At 64.7% G+C, this 19,783-nt stretch carries 15 protein-coding genes; 4 read left to right on the forward strand and 11 right to left on the reverse strand.

Annotated elements, in window-relative coordinates:
* Positions 1-554: 554 nt before the first annotated feature.
* A complete protein-coding gene (locus AC1DKY_RS08790) occupies positions 555-2,543 on the reverse strand; it encodes a bifunctional 2',3'-cyclic-nucleotide 2'-phosphodiesterase/3'-nucleotidase (protein ID WP_441602758.1) in 1,989 nt (662 codons plus the stop codon).
* A gap of 195 nt (positions 2,544-2,738) precedes the next feature.
* On the opposite strand from AC1DKY_RS08790, the gene AC1DKY_RS08795 reads away from it, so the two are divergent.
* Together AC1DKY_RS08795 and AC1DKY_RS08800 are read left to right on the forward strand one after the other, a co-directional pair.
* Positions 2,739-4,463, forward strand: coding sequence for an LTA synthase family protein (locus AC1DKY_RS08795; RefSeq protein WP_441611453.1), 1,725 nt, complete (start codon positions 2,739-2,741; stop codon positions 4,461-4,463).
* Positions 4,464-4,913: 450 nt separating this feature from the next.
* Positions 4,914-5,411, forward strand: a complete 498-nt coding sequence (locus tag AC1DKY_RS08800; RefSeq protein WP_441602760.1) for a hypothetical protein — start codon at positions 4,914-4,916, stop codon at positions 5,409-5,411.
* 167 nt (positions 5,412-5,578) lie between these two features.
* On the opposite strand, the gene nagA is transcribed toward AC1DKY_RS08800, so the two are convergent.
* The 4 genes from nagA to AC1DKY_RS08820 all read right to left on the reverse strand — a co-directional run bounded on the left by nagA (position 5,579) and on the right by AC1DKY_RS08820 (position 10,255).
* On the reverse strand, positions 5,579-6,733 hold the full coding sequence (gene nagA / locus AC1DKY_RS08805; RefSeq protein WP_441602761.1) for an N-acetylglucosamine-6-phosphate deacetylase: 1,155 nt from the start codon (positions 6,731-6,733) through the stop codon (positions 5,579-5,581).
* Positions 6,733-7,767, reverse strand: a complete 1,035-nt coding sequence (locus AC1DKY_RS08810) for an SIS domain-containing protein (protein WP_441602762.1) — start codon at positions 7,765-7,767, stop codon at positions 6,733-6,735. The genes nagA and AC1DKY_RS08810 overlap by 1 nt, the downstream gene beginning before the upstream one ends.
* A 62-nt stretch (positions 7,768-7,829) precedes the next feature.
* Complete coding sequence (locus tag AC1DKY_RS08815) at positions 7,830-8,882, reverse strand: LacI family DNA-binding transcriptional regulator (protein WP_441602918.1); 1,053 nt, start codon at positions 8,880-8,882, stop codon at positions 7,830-7,832.
* Between the two features lie 86 nt (positions 8,883-8,968).
* The gene (locus AC1DKY_RS08820; protein WP_046970698.1) at positions 8,969-10,255 is read right to left on the reverse strand and encodes a sugar MFS transporter; all 1,287 of its coding nucleotides are present in this window, start codon (positions 10,253-10,255) and stop codon (positions 8,969-8,971) included.
* 454 nt (positions 10,256-10,709) lie between these two features.
* Here AC1DKY_RS08820 and glk point away from each other — a divergent pair, with 454 nt between their 5' ends.
* Complete coding sequence (gene glk, locus AC1DKY_RS08825) at positions 10,710-11,804, forward strand: glucokinase (RefSeq protein WP_441602919.1); 1,095 nt, start codon at positions 10,710-10,712, stop codon at positions 11,802-11,804.
* Positions 11,805-11,882: 78 nt separating this feature from the next.
* Positions 11,883-14,672 (forward strand): TonB-dependent receptor, encoded by a 2,790-nt coding sequence (locus tag AC1DKY_RS08830; protein ID WP_441602763.1) that lies wholly within the window; start codon positions 11,883-11,885, stop codon positions 14,670-14,672.
* A gap of 69 nt (positions 14,673-14,741) precedes the next feature.
* Here AC1DKY_RS08830 and pcp read toward each other — a convergent pair whose 3' ends face one another.
* From pcp to pxpB, 6 genes are read right to left on the reverse strand one after another with little or no spacing between them, the layout of a single operon-like run.
* Positions 14,742-15,392, reverse strand: a complete 651-nt coding sequence (gene pcp, locus AC1DKY_RS08835) for a pyroglutamyl-peptidase I (RefSeq protein ID WP_441602764.1) — start codon at positions 15,390-15,392, stop codon at positions 14,742-14,744.
* Between the two features lie 24 nt (positions 15,393-15,416).
* Entirely contained in the window at positions 15,417-16,385 is a 969-nt protein-coding gene (locus AC1DKY_RS08840; protein WP_441602765.1) for a 5-oxoproline transporter, DUF979 family subunit, read from the reverse strand.
* 2 nt (positions 16,386-16,387) lie between these two features.
* Positions 16,388-17,083 carry a DUF969 domain-containing protein gene (locus AC1DKY_RS08845; protein WP_441602766.1) on the reverse strand — a complete coding sequence of 232 codons (696 nt, stop codon included), beginning with the start codon at positions 17,081-17,083 and terminating at the stop codon, positions 16,388-16,390.
* Positions 17,080-17,871 carry a LamB/YcsF family protein gene (locus tag AC1DKY_RS08850; RefSeq protein WP_441602767.1) on the reverse strand — a complete coding sequence of 264 codons (792 nt, stop codon included), beginning with the start codon at positions 17,869-17,871 and terminating at the stop codon, positions 17,080-17,082. Before AC1DKY_RS08850 ends, AC1DKY_RS08845 begins: the two co-directional genes overlap by 4 nt.
* Positions 17,868-18,839: a 5-oxoprolinase subunit C family protein gene (locus AC1DKY_RS08855; protein WP_441602768.1), complete on the reverse strand. Its 972-nt coding sequence runs from the start codon at positions 18,837-18,839 to the stop codon at positions 17,868-17,870. Before AC1DKY_RS08855 ends, AC1DKY_RS08850 begins: the two co-directional genes overlap by 4 nt.
* Positions 18,836-19,549: a 5-oxoprolinase subunit PxpB gene (gene pxpB, locus AC1DKY_RS08860; RefSeq protein WP_441602769.1), complete on the reverse strand. Its 714-nt coding sequence runs from the start codon at positions 19,547-19,549 to the stop codon at positions 18,836-18,838. Before pxpB ends, AC1DKY_RS08855 begins: the two co-directional genes overlap by 4 nt.
* Positions 19,550-19,783 lie beyond the last annotated feature (234 nt).

The following is a 19,783-nucleotide window of genomic DNA, read 5'->3' on the forward strand; positions in this document are numbered from 1 at the left end:
AGTGTGGACCGGGTGCTGGAACTTGCGTGCTGGCGCAATAGATGGCGACATGGCTCGACCTTAGGCCCGATGCTGCACTGCAGTCAACAGATTCGTTTGAAACTTTCGGGGTGGCCAGAGCGAGTCGTCGAGGCGGCGTTACAAGGTGTTGCAGCGGTGTAGCAGTTCGATGCCGCCGTTGCGCGAACCGCTCTTGTGTAGGAGCGCACTTGTGCGCGACCTCACCTGCGAAGCGGCGCCGCTGTCGCGTCGCGGTCGCCCACAAGTGGGCTCCTACAAGGGTGCGTCAAGCGGGAGGCTTCTTGTGGGAGCGCACCCTGTGCGCGACTACCCTACGGAGCGATGACGACGTGGCGCGGCGGTCGCCCACAGGGTGGCCTCCCACAAACGCTCAGTCCCGCCCTGCCACGTGGTGGGAAAGCCCCAACCCCAGCCGTCACGTTTTGCGGGAAACCAGTACGTCTTGTCGCCTTGCAAGGCTTTGCCTCCGAGCATGCCCTGGGTGAACGCGCGGCGCAGTCTACGCCGCCGCGCGTTCACCGCCAGTGCCCGGTTTAATGCGACAGGTCGATCGCGTACACCGCCGTGCCGTCGCCGTTGTCCTTGAGCTGGCGGATGTTCTTCAGCCCCGCTTCGCGCGCCACATCCTGCTTGTTCGAGGCGGCCTTGAACACCACCTCACCGTGCGTCTTCACCGGCACGAAATGCCACGAAGTAACGGGCAGATCCTTGGCGGTCAGGGTCTGCTTGCGCTGCAGCCACTTGGCCAGGATTTCGCGGGCGCCGTCCGGCGCGGCCAGCACGATGTTGTTGCCGACCAGGCCGGGGAAGTTGCCGCCGCCGCTGGCGCGGTAGTTGTTGGTGGCCACGACGAATTGCTGGTCGGGCTTCACCGGCTTGCCCTTGTAGCTGAGCTTGACGATGCGTTCGCCGGCCGGCTTGGTGACATCAATCTGATAGCTCAGCTCGCCCTGGATCTGGTCGAAGTTGTAGCCGGGCAGGCGGTCGCTGATGAGTTCCTGCTCGCCGTCCTTGCTGGGGTCGATGCGGTTGAAGCGCTCGGCTGCTTTTTCCAGCCAGGCCTTGAGCCCGGAACCGTCGACTTTCACGGCTGAGAGCGTGTTCGGATAGAAATACAGATCTGCGGCGCTACGCAGGGTGAGCGGTCCCACGGCGATGTCGGTGTAGTCATCCGGGCCGCCGAAGCCGGTGCGGAAGGCCGCGGCGGCGGAGAGCACCGGCAGCTTGGCCAGTTCCGGATGCGTCTTGGGCAATTCGCTTTGCACGTAATCGCGCATGGCGGCGTTGATCGGCGCGAGCGCCGTCATATTGCCCTCGTCGGCGAAGTAGCTGCTCAGATGCACGCGCGTCTCGCCGATCGGCGTATTGACGTATTGCACGGCCGCTTCATGCGCCTGCTTCACCAGCGGTGCGATGGCCGGGTCGGCCGGGACGCAGTCGTTCTTCTTGGGGCAGATAGGACGCACTTCGCTGTGCGTCTGGCTGTCGTCGATCACCCAGTGGCCGTCCTTGCGCTGCAAGGCCAGGTCGATCACGCCCAGGTCCTTGCCGAAGAAGCCGCCCATCACGGCCGGCTTGCCGCGCACGAAGCCGCGTTCGGCATCCACGTCCTTCATGCCCTTGTAGTGCGGGCCCGGGAATTCGGTATGCGAATGGCCCATCAGCAGCACGTCGATGCCGGGCACGCCGGCCAGGTACCAGCCGCCGTTCTCCATGTCGGAGGTATACGGCGCGGTGTTGAGGCCGCCGTGCAGCACGGCGACCACGATGTCCGGATGCTGCGCTTCCAGTTCCGGCAGGTATTTCTGCGCCGCCTCGACCACGCCGGTGACCGTCACCTTGCCGGCCAGATTCTGCTTGTCCCAGTCCAGGATCGGCGGCGGGGTGAAGCCGATGATGCCGACCTTGAGCGGCACTTTCCGCGTGCTGCCATCGGGGCCGGTGACGGTGATGTCCTTCTGCACCACGGTCCAGGGCTTGAAGATGGGCGCGCCGTCGCGGCTGCTGAACACGTTGGACAGCACCAGCGGAAAATGCGGGCCGGCGCAGCGGTTGGCGTGGCCGCCTTCCACGTTCATCGGGGTGCCGGTGACCTGCGAAAGAAAGCCCAGGCCGTAGTTGAACTCATGGTTGCCGGCGGTGCCGCCGTCGTAGCCCATGGCATCCATGGCGCGGTAAATCCCCAGCTCCTCATCGCAGCCCACCGGCTTCACCAGCGACTGGTAGTCGGCCAGCACGCTGCCCTGGATGGTGTCGCCGCTGTCGAACAGGAAGCTGTTGGGGTACTGCGCGCGGGCCCGGCGGATCAGGGTGGCCACCCGCTCGTAGCCCACCGTGTCGTCCTCGCGCTGCTTGTAATAGTCGTAGCTGAGCACGTTGGAGTGGACGTCAGTGGTTTCCAGGATGGCTACCTGGGCGCGGCTGCCGTCGGGCAGGGCGGCGGAATGGCTGGTGGTCTGGCTGGCGCAGCCCGCCAGCACGGCGGCGGCGAGGGCGGCGAGGGGAAGAAGGCGGTGGGTCATCGGCCGGTCCATGGGGTGGGCAACGGGGGCAAAGCGGGAAACCTAGCAGATCGGCATGTCGTCTTGCCGGCGCAACGGCTGCTGAACCGCATAGGGGCGCCGTTTGGCCGTTGCCGGCCATTGTGCATGTGACAGTTGCAAGTCCGTAGAATTGCGCTCGAATGACACCGGGGCCAAACAGGGGGCCTTATCCATATGCCGCAACGAACACTGGGCTTTCTGAGAAAAACCGGACCTTGGCTGGTCGCGGCAGGATTTTTCCTGTTCTGCGTCAGCATGACCGCGTTGCGCGAGCCCGCCTTGTTGCAGCAGGCCTTCGTGATTGCGCTGATGGTGTGCGCGTTCGGCGTGCTGCTGTCGGCGTTTGCGCGCCCCGCCACGGCCCTGGTGGTAAGCGGCGGCTTGTTCCTCGGCCTGAACTTCCTGTCCGTGATGAAGCTGCGCTATCTGGACTCGCCGCTGATGCCGGCGGACTTCGTCTATTACGCGCGCAGCAGCCTGCTCGAAACGCTGGGCCATTACCCGCACCTGTGGATGCTGTCCCTGGTGGTGTGCGTGGTGACGCCGCTGGTGCTGTGGGCGGTGTGGCATTTCGATCGTCGCCTGGTGGCGCATCTCAGCCGCCGTCGTGCATGGAGCATGCGCCTCAGCGGCATGGCGCTATGGGCCCTGGCGTTCTGGGTGTGCCTGCTGCCCAACGGCCCGTTCGCCGAGGTGCATGCGAGGAACGTGTGGGAGAAACTCTCCGACGACGCGCAGATCACCAATTTCTTCGTCAACTTCAGCGACTCGGATGTGCGCATGCCGGACATGGGCGATGACGCCCAGGCCGAGCAGGAGTGGGGTTCCACGGCGTCAGGCGAGCCGGCGGCGATTCCGCGTTCGCCGGAATCCTATCCGGACATCGTGCAGGTGCTGGAAGAAAGCACCTTCAATCCGGCCAATTTCACCCAGTGCAACATCCCCGAGTGTCGCGTGGCGATGTTCAAGCCGGACGTGCGCACGCGCTCGACCGGCCCCATGCGCGTGCACACCTTTGGCGGCGGCACCTGGGTGAGCGAATTCGCCACGCTCACCGGCATGCCGCAGGACATCTTCGGCCCGGGCGGCATGTACGCCCCGTACGTGCTCGCACCGCACGTGCAGGACAGCCTGCCGCGTCAGCTGCAACGCCTGGGCTATCTCACCGTGGCGATCTATCCGACCAATGGCGCCTTCCTCAACGGACGCAACGCCTATCGCGCGTACGGCTTCGATCAGTTCTACGACGCCGGCCAGCTCGGCCTGGAAGAGTGGGAAGAGACCGACAAGCAGATGTTCGACGCAGCCAAGCGCGTCTACGACAAGGTGAAGAAGCCCGGTCAGCCGGTGTTCGTGATGATCCTGACGCTGGCGCAGCACGGCCCGCACGATACCGATCCGTTGTCCTCGTTGCCGGCGCCGTTCAACAAGGGCGTGCTCAAGGGCCTGCCGACGCGCGAGTCGCTCAACTTCAACACCTATCTGGCGAACCTGCACAATTCCGATGCGGCGATGCACGGGCTGGAACACGATTTCCTCGATCGCGCGCAGCCTACCGTGATCGTGCACTTCGGCGATCACCAGCCCTCGTTCAGTGGCTTGATCCGCGAGATGCCGCGCACGTGGCCGGATGAGCTGTCCTCGGTCAAGGACTACCTCACGTATTACATGATCAAGAGCAACTTCCAGGGTGCGCCGTTGCCGCATTACCCGATGCTCGACATCGCGCTGCTGCCAAGCATGGTGCTGCAGGCGGCGGATCTGCCGACCGATCCGTATTTCTCAGCGGCGATTTCGCTGCGCACACGTTGCAACGGTCTCTACACCGATTGCGCGCAGCCGGACCTGGTGAAGTCGTATCACGCGTGGATATTCAATCGGCTGCACGTGTACGAATAGGCGCCGCGACGCGATCATCTCTTTCATTGCAGGAGCGCACTTGTGCGCGACCAGCCGACGTAGCGGCGACGCCGAGCGCCGCGGTCGCCCACAAGGTGGGCTCCTACAAGGGTGCGGCAAGCTTGGGCATTTCGGTGGGAGCGCACCCTGTGCGCGACAGCCGAACGAAACGATGGCGTCGAGGCGCTGCGGTCGCGCACAATGTGCGCTCCTACACCGAAGCTGCATTGCCCCCGCAGTCGTGCTGTAGGAGTGCACCCTGTGCGCAACCAGCCAGCGACGGACTTCCAATCGCCATCACCTTCAGCATGCACATGCAGACGGCTACGCCGACTGCCAACGTGTGCTGCTCCCCCAGAACAGGGATTACTCGTATTTGTAGCGCCGATGTCCGCGCTGCAAATTCCGCGGGCAGGGCAAGCCAGGCCTCGCCGCAACGCGGGAGTTCAAATGAAAATGCTCAGGCCGTCTTTGCTTGTTCTCATCCTGTCCGTCGCTCCCTTGCCGGTCATTGCATCGGCATCAGCACCTGAATCTGACTACACAGTGGCTGCTTCCAGCCAGACGTTCGTGCTCACGCGCGGCACGCCGCTATATGACGCGTGGAAAGCTTTTATTGACCAGCAGAACATCGGTAGACGCAAACTGGGTTGGGGCTTGGGTCTACCGTATGACGTTGGCCGCATCACCCTGACGATCACGTCAGGTACCGTGCGGCCAGCGATGTTGCCGGGTCCGCCGCTCGACCCGCCCAATATGGGCCCGCCGATGCCGTTGCCGGCAAACGGCAGTGAGGGTCAGACCCTGACCATGATCAGTCAGACCACCACCGTCTATCAATCGTGGATCTACGTTTTCGAGGGCAGAGCGGGTGGCTGGCGAGAATTCAGCTACAGGGGTTATGCCTGCCGTCGCGCGAGAGAAAATGGTGAACTCTGTGAACCGTAGAATTTCGGGTTTGCTTCGACCAGAGATCAATCTACGCTGGCTGCGCGCCAGCCGAGCGTGCTGACCGTGTGGGAGCGCACCCTGTGCGCGACCGCAGCGTCAGAGCGCTGTCGCTCCGCCCGGCTGTCGCGCACAGGGTGCGCTCCCACAAAAGTATCGCGTTGGTTTCAGGCGTCGTAGCGGACGCCTGAAATCCAGGTTTCGGTGACGACAAGGTTTTTGTCCAGCACGGCGAAGTCCGCTTGCTGACCCGCGACGATGCGACCATGCGTGCGATCCAGTCCGAGCCACGCGGCGGGATAGGCGCTTGCCATGCGCGAGGCCTCGGCCAGCGGCAAGCCGACCATCTCCATCAGATTGCGCACGCCAGTGGCCATATCCAGCGCGGAGCCGGCGAGCACGCCATCGTCGCTCTGGCAGATGCCGTCGCGGGCGATGATGGTTTGTCCGTTGAGCACGTACTCGGGACTGTCCGCGCCCACCGGCGGCATCGCGTCGGTGACCAGCACGCTCTTGCCCTTGGCCTTGGCGGCAATCGCGACGCGCAGCGCGACCGGATGCACATGATGGCCGTCAACGATCAGGCCGCACCAGCTGTGCGGATCGTCCAGCGCGGCGCCGACCACGCCGGGCTCGCGACTACCGAGCGGCGTCATCGCGTTGTACAGATGGGTGAAGCCGCACACGCCGGCATCGAGCGCGGCGCGCGTGGCGTGATAAGTCGCCGCGGTGTGGCCGGCAACCACCAGCACACCGGCTTCGCTGAGCTGGCGAATGGTGTCGCGCGGTACTTCTTCCACCGCGAGCGTGAGCATCACCACGCCACGGCGATTGCGCGTGATGGCTGCGATATCTTCGGCATCAGGCAGACGAAACAGCGAGGCATCATGGATGCCCTTGCGTGCCGTCGCGAGGAAAGGGCCTTCCAGATGGATGCCCAGCACGCCCGGCACGCCTTGCTCGATGGCGGCATCGACCGCATCAAGCGCCTTGCGCATCACGTCCGCGGTATCGGTGATCAGGGTAGGCAGAAAACCCGTGGTGCCAAACTTGCGGTGCGCGGCGCCGATGGTCGCCAACGCTTCCACCGTAGGTTCGGCATTGAACAGCACGCCGCCACCGCCATTGACCTGCACATCGATGAAGCCGGGCAGCAGCAGCTGGCGCTTGAGGTCGTGCTTCGTGGCCTCCGCAATGCGCTTGTCGTCGTCGCGCACGATCGCTTCGATGCGCTCGCCGCGCACCAGCACAGCCAGTCCCTCGCGCGGACCATGATCGGTCAGCAGGCGAGCATTGATGAGTGCGGTGAGTGGCGTGCTCATTACATGGTCTCCGTGACCTTGCGCAGGTGCGGCGGTACGTCCGGATCAAAGCCGCGTGCAAGCGACAGCGCACTGGCTGCGCGATAGAAGCTTTGCACGGCGAGTAGCGGCGTCACGATGGGCGCGATGTTTTCCGGCAGCGGCAGTTTGTCCGGATCGTGATTGCCCGGCGCGGCGATGAACACGCGCGCGCCGCGCGAGCGGAACTCGTTCGCCACGGCAATCGTGTTGTCCTGCGTGCCGTCGTCCTGTGCGAAGAACAGCACCGGGAAACCTTCACCCACGATGGCCATCGGGCCGTGCTTCACTTCGGCGGCGCTGAAGGCCTCGGCATGGAGTCCACAGGTTTCCTTGAGCTTGAGCGCCGCTTCCAGCGCGGCGCCGAAACCAAAACCGCGACCGACCACGAACAGGCTGCTGGCACCGGTGAGGCCCTTCACCATGGCGCTCCAGTCGCAGTCCCAGCCACGACGCAGATCGTCGGGCAGGCGATCGACCACGTCGTGCAGCGTCGCGTCGTTGCTCCAGTGCGCGGTGAGCTGCAGCACGGCTGCAAGCGTCGCGAGGTAACTCTTGGTGGCGGCCACGCTAAGTTCAGGGCCGGCGCGCAGCGGCACGAAGGTGTCGGCCATCTGCGCGAGCGGGGAATCCTCCACGTTGACCAGGGCCACCACATGGGCGCCGGCATCCTTGGCGGCCTGCGCGCTGCGCAGCAAGTCGGGGCTCTTGCCCGACTGCGAGATGGCGACGAACAAGGCGCCGTCCATGTGCAGGTCGGCGTCGTAGATGGACGAAATGGACGGCGACGCCGAGGCGGTGATCAGACCCAGGCGGGTCTCGAACACATACTTGGCATAGGCAGCGGCGTGATCGGAGCTGCCGCGCGCACAGGTGACGATGAAGCGGGGCGGCCTGGCCCGCAGCTGCTCGCCGAGCGCCTTGAGGATGGGCGCATTCTCGCGCAGCTGTCGCTCGACCACGGCGGCCGCCTCGTGGGCCTCGCGGTACATCAGGGTCTGGCTTGCTTCTTTCATCGTCCTATCTCGGTGACATGCACGAGGCGCATGCCGCGAGGCCAAGGTGCGCGAGCGCGACCTCAGCCCTTGCGGGGCGCCGGGGTTTGCGGTGGCGCGGTGGATCCACGCACGACCAATTCGGGTACAAAACATTCGCTGTGCGGCAGTTCAACCGCCGCGCCGGATTTGCGCTGCAATTCCGCCATCAGCTGCAGGGCCGCATGGCGGCCGATGTCGCTGGTGGACTGACGCGCGGTGGTGAGTGCGGGCCACGCCTGCTTGGAGAACGGGCTGTCCTCGAAGCCGGCGATGGAAAGCCCCCACGGCACATCCACGTTGCTCGAACGGGCCGCGGCGAGCACGCCCGCGGCGATTTCGTCGTTGCTGCCGAAGATCGCGGTCGGCGGATCCTTCAGCGCAAGCAGCTTGCGGGCGCCGCGGAAACCGTCGTCGAACGCATAACGGCCGGGCAGCACCAGCTTCTTGTCCAGCGGCAGACCATAGTCGCGCAGCGCATCGGCATAGCCCTGGTAACGCTCCGGGCTGGAGCGATGGTGCGGTTCGCCCCACAGGAAGCCGATGCGCTTGTGGCCCATCTGGATCAGGTGTTCGGTGATCGCATAGGCGGCGCTGCGGTCGTCGATGTAGACGCACGGCGCGCCGTCATGGGGATCGTCGCGCGAGGAAATGATGCGCACGAAGCTGATGTCGTTGGCGATCAGCGTATTGACCAGCTCGGCCTGCTCGGACATCGGCGGTGCCAGCACCAGGCCGGCGAGACGATTGCGTTCCACCAGCGCGCACAGCTCCGCCGCCAGGTCGGGCGAGGAGGAATCACACGGATGGATCAGCAGGCCGAAGCCGCGTTCGCGGCAGGCGGACAACACGCCGTCCTGCATGCTGATCACGTAGTGCGCGTTCGGGTTGTCGTAGACCAGTCCGATCGCATAGGCATGCGTGCTGCGCAGACCACGTGCTGAAGGATTGGGCTGGTAGCCCAAAGCCTCGATCGCGCGCTCGACCTTTTCGCGCGTATCGGCGCGAACCGAGGCCTCGTGGTTGATGACGCGCGAGACGGTCTTGAGCGAAACGCCGGAACGCTTGGCGACATCCTTGATGGTGGGGTTGCGCAACACAAGAAACTCCGGCAATCGGTAAGTAGCGGCATCGTAGCCCAGCGAAGCCTTACCTGGCGGCGCGGCGGGCGCCGACCCAGGCTTCAGCGCGCGTGCTGGCCGACGCGGTGCCCCTTAACGCCGTAGTAAAGGATGTACAGGTAGCAGGGCACCATCAGCGCCATGAATACCAGCTGGAAGTTGAAGTGCTGTTTCAGGTGCACGAACAGCTGCGGCACCAGCGCGCCGCCGGCGATCGCCATGATCAGCAGCGCCGAGCCGCGCTCGGTGAGGCGGCCCAGGCCGTGGATGGCCAGCGGGAAGATCGCCGGCCACATCATGGCGTTGGCGAAACCCAGCGCGGCGACAAAACCCACCGAGGTATGGCCGGTGGTGATGTACGCGCCCAGCGTAAACAGCACGCCGAGCACGGCGGACACCGCCAGGTAGCTCTGCTGCGAGATGAAGCGCGGAATCAGCACCAGGCCCGCCAGGTAACCGGCGAGCATGGCGATCAGGGTGAACGAGGTGAAGTGCTTGGTCTCATCCAGCGGCAGGCCAAAGCCCTGGCCATAGGTGCCGATGGCATCTCCCGCCATCACTTCCACGCCCACGTAGAGGAACAGGCACAGCACGCCCAGCCACAAGTGAGGGAAGCTGAAGATGCCGCCCTTGGAGTGACCGATATCCGACTCGGCATTGGCGCCGGACGGCTTGATTTCCGGCAGCGGCGAGCGGACCACCCAGATCGCCAGCACCACCAGCAGGCCGGCCATGATCATGTACGGCATGTGGATCTTGGCGGCGAAGGCGTTGAGCAGGGCTTCCTTTGCCTCGGGCGAGGCCGCGGCCTTCACCTGCTGGTCGAAGGTGTCGATGCCCGACAACACCAGCGCGCCGAACACGAACGGTGCCAGCGCACCGGCGACCTTATTGCAGATGCCCATGAAGGCAATACGCTGCGCGGCACTGTCGATCGGGCCGAGGATGCTGATGTACGGATTGGAAGCGGTCTGCAGCAGGGCGAGGCCCGCGCCGATCACGAACAATCCGGCCAGCGCCGGATAGAAGATGCGCATGCTGACGAACTGGCCGAACAACACCGCGCCAATCGCCATCACGAACAAGCCCAGTCCCATGCCCTTCTTCATGCCGGTGCGGCGAAGCACGCTGGACGCGGGAATGGCCAGGAAGAAGTACGAAAAATAGAACACCAGCGGTACGAAGAAAGCAGACACGTCATCGACGTTGAAGGCGAGCTTGACGAAGGTGATCAGCGGACCGTTGAGCCAGGTCACGAAGCCGAAGATGAAAAACAGCACGCCGATGATCAGCATCGGTACCACGCTGGAAGAGCGTGGCTCGCCAGCGGCAAGCGTAGTGGCAGACATGGATGGACTTACTCCCCGCGGATGGCCGCTGAACGATGGACCCATGACGGTCCGATTCCCCCTCAAAGCCCTTCCCTCGCCGCGAAGGAGAGGGAGAGATGAGCGTTTATCGACGCTATGCGTAACGTTGTCAAATTCTGACACGAGTGAGTCATCCAAAGGTGCACAAAGCGGTGGCTGCACCGACCCCGCAAAAACCTCGCTTGTTGCGCCGCAATAGCGATGTTTTGGCAGCAGGACGGCTCTTTTGACTAGTTAAAAATCCCTTTGTTTACAGTGTGTTGCACTGCATCATGATCTTGCGGCAAGGACGTCATTTGCTGCGATTGCTGGACCGCGCCAAACCCTTGTTTCGCATGAAAAAACGGCCTGTTGACAACGTTGTCATCCGTGGCGAGACTCGGGCCAAAATCGGGTCGCAGGTCGTGCAATGCGACACAGCAATGACGAGGGGATGACGGTGGCGCAACGCGGTAACCACAGTCTGGAGGCACGTCGCCTGGCGCTCCCTGCGGGGGCGTTCCTGGCGGCTGACGTCGGCGGGACGCATGCCCGCATCGGCCTGGTCAGCCACGAGCCGGATGGGACGCGCCCGGTGACGGTGCTGCAGTACCACCGCTATGCCTGCGCCGACTGGCCTAGCCTCACGGCCGTGCTGCAGGACTTCGTCGGCCAGCTCGATCGCTCTGTGCACATCCGTCGCTGCGCCGTGGCCAGTGCGGGTTACGTGCTGGGCGATGCCATCGTCAACGACAACTTGCCCTGGCCGGTTTCCATTCGCGATATCCGCGACAGCCTCGGCATCGAAGAGCTCGCCGTCGTCAACGACTTCGAAGCCGTGGCCTATGCCACGCAGTTCCTCAGCCAGGCCGACACCACTGCAGTGATCGAAAGCGAGGCACTGCCCGCCGAAGGTCCGGTGCTGGTGATGGGGCCCGGCACCGGTTTGGGCTCGGCGGTGCTGTTGCCCGGCAAACCGCACGCCACCGTGCTGGCCACCGAAGCAGGCCAGATCGCGCTGGCGCCGGGCAACGAACGCGAGATCGAGATTCTTCGTGCGCTGTCGCGCGACCGTTCGTATGTCTCGTTCGAACACGCCTTGTCCGGCCCCGGCCTGCTCAACCTGTACCGCGTGCTGTGCACGCTGCGCGGGCAGACACCCGAACTCACTTTGCCCAGCCAGGTGACGCAGTCGGCGCTGGAGCGCGGCGACGAGGCAGCCGTCGAAGCCTTGGAGGTGTTCTGCGGATTGCTCGGCAGCTTTGCCGGCGATCTGTGCCTGCTGTACGGCGCACGCGGGGGCGTGTTCCTGGCCGGCGGGATTCTTCCGCAGATCCGCGACGTGCTGCTCGCCAGCAGCTTCCGCCAGCGCTTTTTCAACAAAGGCGTGATGCGCGCCTTCCTGCAACAGGTTCCCGTACGACTGATGGAGCACGGCCAGCACGGTGTGATCGGCGCCGCCGGGCTGTTCCTTGACTTGCAAGACCGAGAGGGCATGTCCGCAGGCTCTCGCGCCGGGGAGAACGAAGTACTCAGATCGTCCAACTGAACCGGGCCCATGCCCAACAGCCACGCCGCAGCCCATGTCCACGTGCTGGCTGCCGATTGCCTTCGAGGGGAGGACACCATGTCACAACGCAAATCATTGCTAGCCGCCAGCATCATCGCTGGACTCTGTCTATCCGGTTCGCTTCGCGCCGCCGATACGGCGCCCGCTGCGCAACCGGCGCCGCAACCCGCACCCGCGGCAGCGACACAGGACAACAGCAACCCGCAGACGACCGCCGACCAATCGCAGGCCAAGCAGTTGGAAACGGTGACCGTCACCGGCATCCGCGCCAGCCTGCAACAGTCGCTGGACACCAAGCGCAACGCAGACGCCATCGTCGATGCCATCACGGCCGAAGACATCGGCAAGTTCCCCGCCACCAACGTGGCCGAAGCACTGGCGCAGATTCCCGGCGTCACGCTGGACCGTGCGTTCGGCGCCACGCAGCGCGTGAGCATCAACGGCATCGATCCCAGCCTGAACCTCTCGTTCCTTGACGGCCATCCGATCGCGCAGGCCATGTGGCTCTACGGCGACAGTCCCAACCGCGGCTTCAACTACTCGTTGCTGCCGCCGGAGATCCTCGGCTCGCTGGAGATCTACAAGAGCCCGGAAGCGCGCCTGCCTGAGGGCAGCCTCGGCGGCACGGTGATCATGCACACCATCCAGCCGCTCGACGTGCCGGCGAACACGCTCAGCGGTTCGTTCGGCGTGAACTACAACGACATGGTCGAGCAGAGCCGTCCGAACGCGTCGCTGTTCTACAGCTGGCACAACGCCGACAAGACGTTTGGTGCGGATGTCTCCCTCTCGCACTACGAGCAAAAGACCGATCGCCAGGGCCAGGAAATCTTCGGCTATACGCCGGTATCGGCCATCGCCGCCGCCAATCCGGCCATTGCGGGGCAGATTGCCGCCGGCACGCTCAAGGCGTCCGACCAGATGCCAACGGAACTCAACGCGGCCGACTTCCAGCAGACCGAGAAGCGCAGCAGCATCCTGGTCAATCTGCAGTACAAGCCGAACGACCATTTCGACAGCACGCTCAGCCTGCTGTACATGACCGATCGCCTCGACAACCTCAACGTGTCGATGTACCCGATCGCCGGCTTCAACTACGCCGGCATCTCGCATCTCACCGAAGGCCCGAACGGCATCGTGGTGGCGGGTACCCAAGTCGGCACGCCCTGCTTCAACACCACCTCGTGCACCAGCACGGCCGAAACCTTCATGGATAACGACGCACGCAAGTCGTTCATCCGTACCAAGGGCGCCGACTGGCGCGGCACCTACAAGGGCGACGGCTGGCGCATCAACGGGCAGTTGGGCGTAAGCACCTCCGACAACACCATCACGCAGGCCTTCAAGGAACTGTTCTACGGCGGCGGCTTCGACTGGAACATCAACAAGGGCTTCAACTACACCGACCTTGCCACGGCGAACAACCCGGCCTATTGGGCCGACAACAACTTCGGCGGCAACATCGGCTACAAGCCGTACAAGGCGCGCGACGAGTATGCCCAGGCCGACTTCACCAAGGACTTCGACGGCTTCTTCAACAGCCTGCAGATCGGTGCCCGCTGGGCGTCGCACTGGGAAAGCCAGTCGCTGTTGATCGACAACGTGGGCGTGCCCAACCAGACACTCAACCAGATCGGTTACGGCGGCATCAGCGATCTGAGCGGCGCGTCCAGCATCGGCCTGTCCGGCAGCACCGTGCATCACGTGCAGACGCTGGGCTTCCAGTCGATCTACAACGCGGTGCTCGACGGCAACCAGCTGAGCTCCAACGATCCGGTCGACTACTGGGACAACACGTTCAATGTGCAGCAGCAGAACAGCGCGGGCTTTGCCCAGCTGAACTTCGGCAACGACAACGTGCACGGCAACCTTGGCGTGCGTTTCGTGCACACCAAGATCGACTCCTTCGGCTACAACGTGCCCAGCACCTGCAGCACCTGGGATTGCGTGTTCCCGCCCGGTTTTGGCTATGTCGGCACCACCAGCACGTCCAACGACTGGTTGCCGGCGTTCAACGTCGCCTGGAACGTGGCGCCTGACATCATCCTGCGCGGCGCGGGTTCCGAGACGATTGCGTACGCGCCCTACAACCAGCTGGCGCCGTACTTCGAAGCCAACGACACGGTGCTCACCGCGACCGCAGGCAACCCGAACCTCAAGCCGTATCGGTCGGTGAACTTCGACCTGTCCGGCGAGTGGTACTTCAACAACGAGTCGGTGATCGCGGTCTCGGGCTTCTACAAGAACGTGCTGAACTACGTGGTCAATGCCGCCACCGTGCAGGGTCGCCAGAACGGTTCGTGGGCGGAACTGATCCAGGGTTCCACCGGCCAGATGCTGGTGAACAACGGCATGTGTACCTTGGCCGGCTTCTGCCAGTACAGCGTCTCCGCGCCGATCAATGGCGGTCGCGCCAAGGTGAAGGGCGCCGCGATCAGCTACCAGCAGGCCTTCGGTGACAGCGGTTTCGGTCTGCGTGCCAACTTCACGTACTCCGATTCGAGCACCGCGGCCGGCGGCCCGCTGCCGTACAACTCCAAGGACTCGTACAACCTCTCGCCGTACTTCGAGAAGGGTCCGTACAGTGCCAGCATTGCGTACAACTATCGCAGCAAGTATCTGGCAGGCGGCTACGTGGCCGGTGCGCCCGATTCGTATACCGACAGCTACAAGGAACTCGATGCCTCGCTGGGCTACAAGTTCAACGATCACATGTCGGTCACCTTCGACGCGCTGAACCTGCTCAACTCGACCTACAAGCAGTTCTACGGTTCCAGCATGACGGAACTGGCCAACGAATACGCCAGTGGTCGCGAGTACATCCTCGAAGCGCACTTCAAGCTCTGATTTACCCAAACCTCCCCGGTAAGGGCCTGGCGTCTTGCCAGGCCCTCTTTTTATGCGTCGCGGCGTCGCTCAGTCGAGGGCGCCGGCGCCGTAACGATCGTCGGTGTGCTGCGTGGCCGCTACCTCCAACGCGATGGACAGGGCGCGCACCACGTCGTCCTTGCTCATGCTGGGCGCGTTCGGAAAGCGCGCCGCCTGCGAGGGCAGGTAGGGGATGTGGATAAAACCCGCGCGCAGTCCGCGATGCTGCTCGGCCAGGTGCAGCATCAGATACGCCACGTGATTGCACACGAAGGTGCCCGCCGTATTGGACACTTCGGCCGGCAGCCCTTCGGCGAGCAGTGCCTTGAGCATGGCCTTGATCGGCAGTGTGCTGAAGTACGCCGCGGGGCCGTCCTCAACGATGGCCATGTCAATCGGCTGTGCTCCGGCATTGTCGGCAATGCGGGCGTCCTGCACATTGATCGCTATCCGTTCGATCGATAGTCGGCTACGTCCGCCAGCCTGCCCGACGCCCAGCAGCAGCTTGGGCTGCACCTCGTCGATGGCCAGCGCCAGCTCGCGCTGCGAATCGGCGAAGGCCGTCGGCAGCAACCGGGCCACCACGCGATGGCCAGCGATGTGCTTGCCGTCGAGCGCGCGCACGGCTTCCCATGATGGGTTGATGTCTTCATTCCCGAACGGCGTAAAACCGGTCAGCAGGATGCGCGGTTGGCTCATGATCGGATCTCAAGTCGTGCGGCGTCAGCGAAAGACCAGCAGCCACATGATGACGAAGGTGGCGACGAAGATGCTGGCAGCGCTCCACGCCTGCGCGCGGATCACGCCATAGGGATTGCGCAGCTCCAGCAGTGCTGCCGGCACCAGGTTGTAGTCGGCCGCCATGGGCGTGAGCAGGGTGCCGCAATAGCCGCACAGCATGCCCATGGAACCGAGGATGGCCGGGTTGGCGCCGTAGCGATGCACCAGCAGCGGCAGTCCGATGCCCGCCATCATCACCGGAAATGCGGCGAACGCATTGCCCATGATCACGGTGAACAACACCATGCCCAGCGAGAACACCAGCAGGCACAAGAAGGCATTGCCCTCGGGCAGGATCATCTGCGCCAGCGCCGAGATCGCCGCGCCAACGCCGCTCTGGGTAAACACTTCGCCCAGTGCGGCCAGCAACAGCGGCAACAGCGCCGCCCAGCCGATCGCATCGAGCAGGCGCCGGCCTTCCGACAAGCCCTGATGCAGCGGCGCCTGCGCCACGCGCGCCGCCGCGAACAGCGCGAGCACGCAGGCGAGCGTCAGCCCGGTCAAGGTCATCTGCGGCTTGGCGAACAGCGCGTAACCGCCGATGGACAGATGTTCGCCGAACAAGGCCACCAGCAAGGTCACCAGTGGAATCAGCAGGGCGGGCACAAACAGCTTGTGGCCAAGGCGCAGGGCGGACGCCTCGCGTGCCGATGCACTGGCCGTCTCCGGGTGGGCCTGGCGGCGAAGGCGGGGCGCGAGCAGCGCGAGTGCGATCACCATGCATCCGGCGATCTGCGCAGGCAGGGCGTTGCCGGCCTTCTGTTGCGCCAGCACCACGTCGCCACCGGCAAACAGCAGGCCCAGCAGCGCCCAGAAGGAGGCGCGAGCGATCTGTTGCGCACGCGCGTTGCGCCAGGCGGTGTAGAACAGGAAAGCTGCAATCAGCCAGTACGCGTATTCGATGCGCAACATGCTCAGGCTTCCGCTTCGACGCGGGCGAGCGCGGCGCGCCGCTGCAGGCGGCGCTGGAACAACCACACGCGTACCGACTGGATCACGAAGGCGGCGATGGCCGTGGGCAGCGCCCACAATGCGATGGCCAGTGGCGTGAGATCGATGCCGTGCTGGGCGTAGAAGCCCTGGACCAGCAGCACCGCGCCCAACGCGATGAAGACATCCTCGCCGAAGAAGCGGCCGATGTTGTCCGTGGCGGCAGCGACCGCGCGCACTTCGTCGCGCTCGGCGTCGCTCAGGTCAGGCTTGATCTTCTCGGCCGCGGCCTCGCCCATCGGCGCCAGCAGCGGGCGCACTGTCTGTGCGGCGCCGGCGACGCCGGTGAGCCCGAACATGGCGAGCACTTCGCGTATGAACAGATAACCGATCAAGAGCCGGGCCAGCGTGAAGCCGCGCAGGCGGTTCATCCATTGCTGGGCGTGCTCGCGCAGGCCGGCGTGTTCGAGCAGACCGATGGCGGGCAGGGTGAGCACGAACATCAACAGCATGCGCGAGGACACGAAGCTCTTGCCCAGCAGGGCCAGCAGGTCGGCGGGATGCAAGCCGGCGAGCAAACCGCTGACCAGCGCAGCGCACACCACCACGGGAACGGCATTGAAGCGCAGCGCAAAACCGATGACGATGACCGCGACGCCGAGCAGCGGCCAGTAATTCATGCGCGTGCCCCGCTGGCGTGCGGCGCGGCGATACCGATGTCGGCCGCTTCCAGTGCGGCGCGCAATCGACGTGCGAAGGCCACGGCGTGCTCGCCATCGCCATGCACGCACAAGGTGTCAGCCTGCAAGGCCACGATGCTGCCGTCGATGGCGCGCACCTGACCTTCGCGTGCCATCGCCATCGCCTGGGCAATCGCCTCATCGCCTTCCTGGATCACTGCGTCGGGTTCGCGCCGTGGTTGCAGCGAGCCATCGGCGCGATAGCGACGATCGGCAAACGCTTCGGCCGCCACCGGGATGCCGGCAGCCAGCCCGGCATCGATCAGCGCCGAGTTGGCCAGGCCGAACAGAAACAGCGAGTGATCGAAATCGTGGACGGCCCGCGCAATCGCGGCCGCCAGCCTGGCATCGCGTGCCGCCATGTTGTACAGCGCGCCATGCGGCTTGACGTGGCGCAGTCGTGTGCCTGCCGCCTGCGCAAACGCCTGCAGCGCGCCGATCTGATAAAGCGTCATGGCATAGGCTTCGTTCGGCGTCACCGCCATCTCGCGTCGCCCGAAACCTTGCAGGTCGGGCAGGGAGACATGCGCGCCGATCGCCACATCGTGTTGTACCGCCATGGCGACGGTGCCGCGCATGATGTCCGGGTCGCCGCCATGGAAGCCACAGGCGATGTTGGCCGAGCTGACGATGGCAAGCAGCGCGGCATCGTCGCCCATGCGCCAGGCGCCGAAGGATTCGCCCAGGTCGCTGTTGATGTCGATGGTCTTGGCGATGGAGAGTTTCATGCGGATTCCAGGCGTTGTTCGATGCGTTGCAGCAGGTGTTGCAGCGAGGCCTCGCGCTCGGTGAGGCGTTGCAGCGCCTCGTCCAGAGTTGTCTCGCGGAAGGATACGGTATCGCCCGGCCGACGCTGCGCGAGACGCGGCAAATCCACCATGGCCAGCTGGCCGATGCGCGGATAGCCACCGGTCACCGGCGCTTCGGCCAGCAACACGATGGGCTGGCCCGAGGGCGGCAGCTGCAAGGTGCCGGGCAGGGTTGCTTCGGAAATCAGTTCCAGCGGCTGGCGCAAGTGCAGGGGCATGCCTTCCAGTCGATTGCCGGTGCGGTTGCTGTCCTTGCTCACCATGAAGCGCTGGGTGAACAGCGCGTGTTGCGAGGCATCGTCCAACGCATGCCAGTGATGACCGCGCAACAAGGCCAGCGGCGCGCGGGCATAGTCGAGCCAGGGTTGCGGATCGAGGCCCCAGCGCAACGCCTGCATGGTGAGTCCGGCGCGGAACCAGGATGCCGATGCGCGTTCACCGATGTCGATGACGTCGCCGCTCTGCGCAGCCCTGCCCACGCCGGCATGCAGATCGCTGCTGCGGCTGCCCAGTACCGACGCGCCGTCGAAGCCGCCGCGCACCGCCAGATAGCTGCGGCACCCGTGGCGCATGCCGCCGAGGCGAAGCACGCTGCCGGCGGGCAGGAAGCAGCTGGTCCACGCGGGCAAGGGTTGGCCCTCCACGCGCGCTTCAATCAGGCCACCGGTGAGCGCCACGACGGCGTCGTGTTGAAAGCGCAGCGTGGGACCGGCCAGCGTGATCTCCAGCACCGCTTCGTCGCCGGCATTGCCGACGAGGGCATTGGCCAGCCGCCTGGCCGGCTCGTCCATGGCCCCGGCGCGGCCCAGTCCCAGATGTGCATACCCGCGACGCCCTGCGTCCTGCAGGCTGGTGAGCAATCCAGGCTTGATGACCTCGACGCTCATGGGCGTGTAACCGGGTCGGTGGCAAGTCGCTCGTACTCGTCCTGGTCGATCGCGCGAAAGCGCACATGGTCGCCGGGCCCCAGCAGGGAAGGCGATGCGGCAGCGAGGTCGAACAGACGCATCGGCGTGCGCCCGATCAGTTGCCAGCCACCAGGCAGGCTTTGCGGATAGATGCCTGTCTGCTGCCCACCGATCGCGACACTGCCGGCGGGCACGCTGGTACGCGGATGGCTGCGGCGCGGCATGGCCAGCGTGGGATCGAGGCCGAGCAGATAGGGAAATCCGGGCGCGAAGCCGAGCATGGCGACGCGATAGCGCGCAGCCGTGTGGCGCGCGACCACCTCTTCGATCGATATCCGCGCATGCGTGGCTACTTCAGGCAAGTCGGCGCCGTCGTAGCAGACCGGAATGCTCACTTCGCGCACCGCCTTTGCCACTGACGAGTGCTCGTTCCATGCGGCAGCGATCGCTGCGCGCAGGCGTTCGGCACCGAAGCGGCCGTCATCGTCCAGCCATTGCAGCACATCGAAACGCAGCAACAGGCTGGCATAGGCTGGCACGCATTCCACGTTCTCAAGGCCCGCCTGCAGCTTGGCGGCTGCGGCGTGGACGCGATCGTTGACGGCGGCGTCGATGGTTTCGCCAAAGCGCAACAGCCATGCGTCCTCGGCCAGTGTTTCGATCTGTACGTCGGCCAGCGGAAATGTCACGCGCGCACCTTCCCGGCATCGTCTCTTTCAGCACGTGGGCTGAGTTGCTCTGTGCGTGTCGACATGCGGGCGATTCGTGGGCGGGGGGGGGCGGGTCAGGTGGAGTGTTGCAGAAGAGACTGAGTTTGCCGACTTGCACTGCGACACACCCGTGTCCAGGCAAAACCCTGCGCTCCCATTGGCGCTCATCACACGAAAACAGCCTGTTTGCGCAGTTCTTTGCGATCTTTTCGG

This window comes from Dyella sp. 01N448 (genome assembly GCF_056399225.1).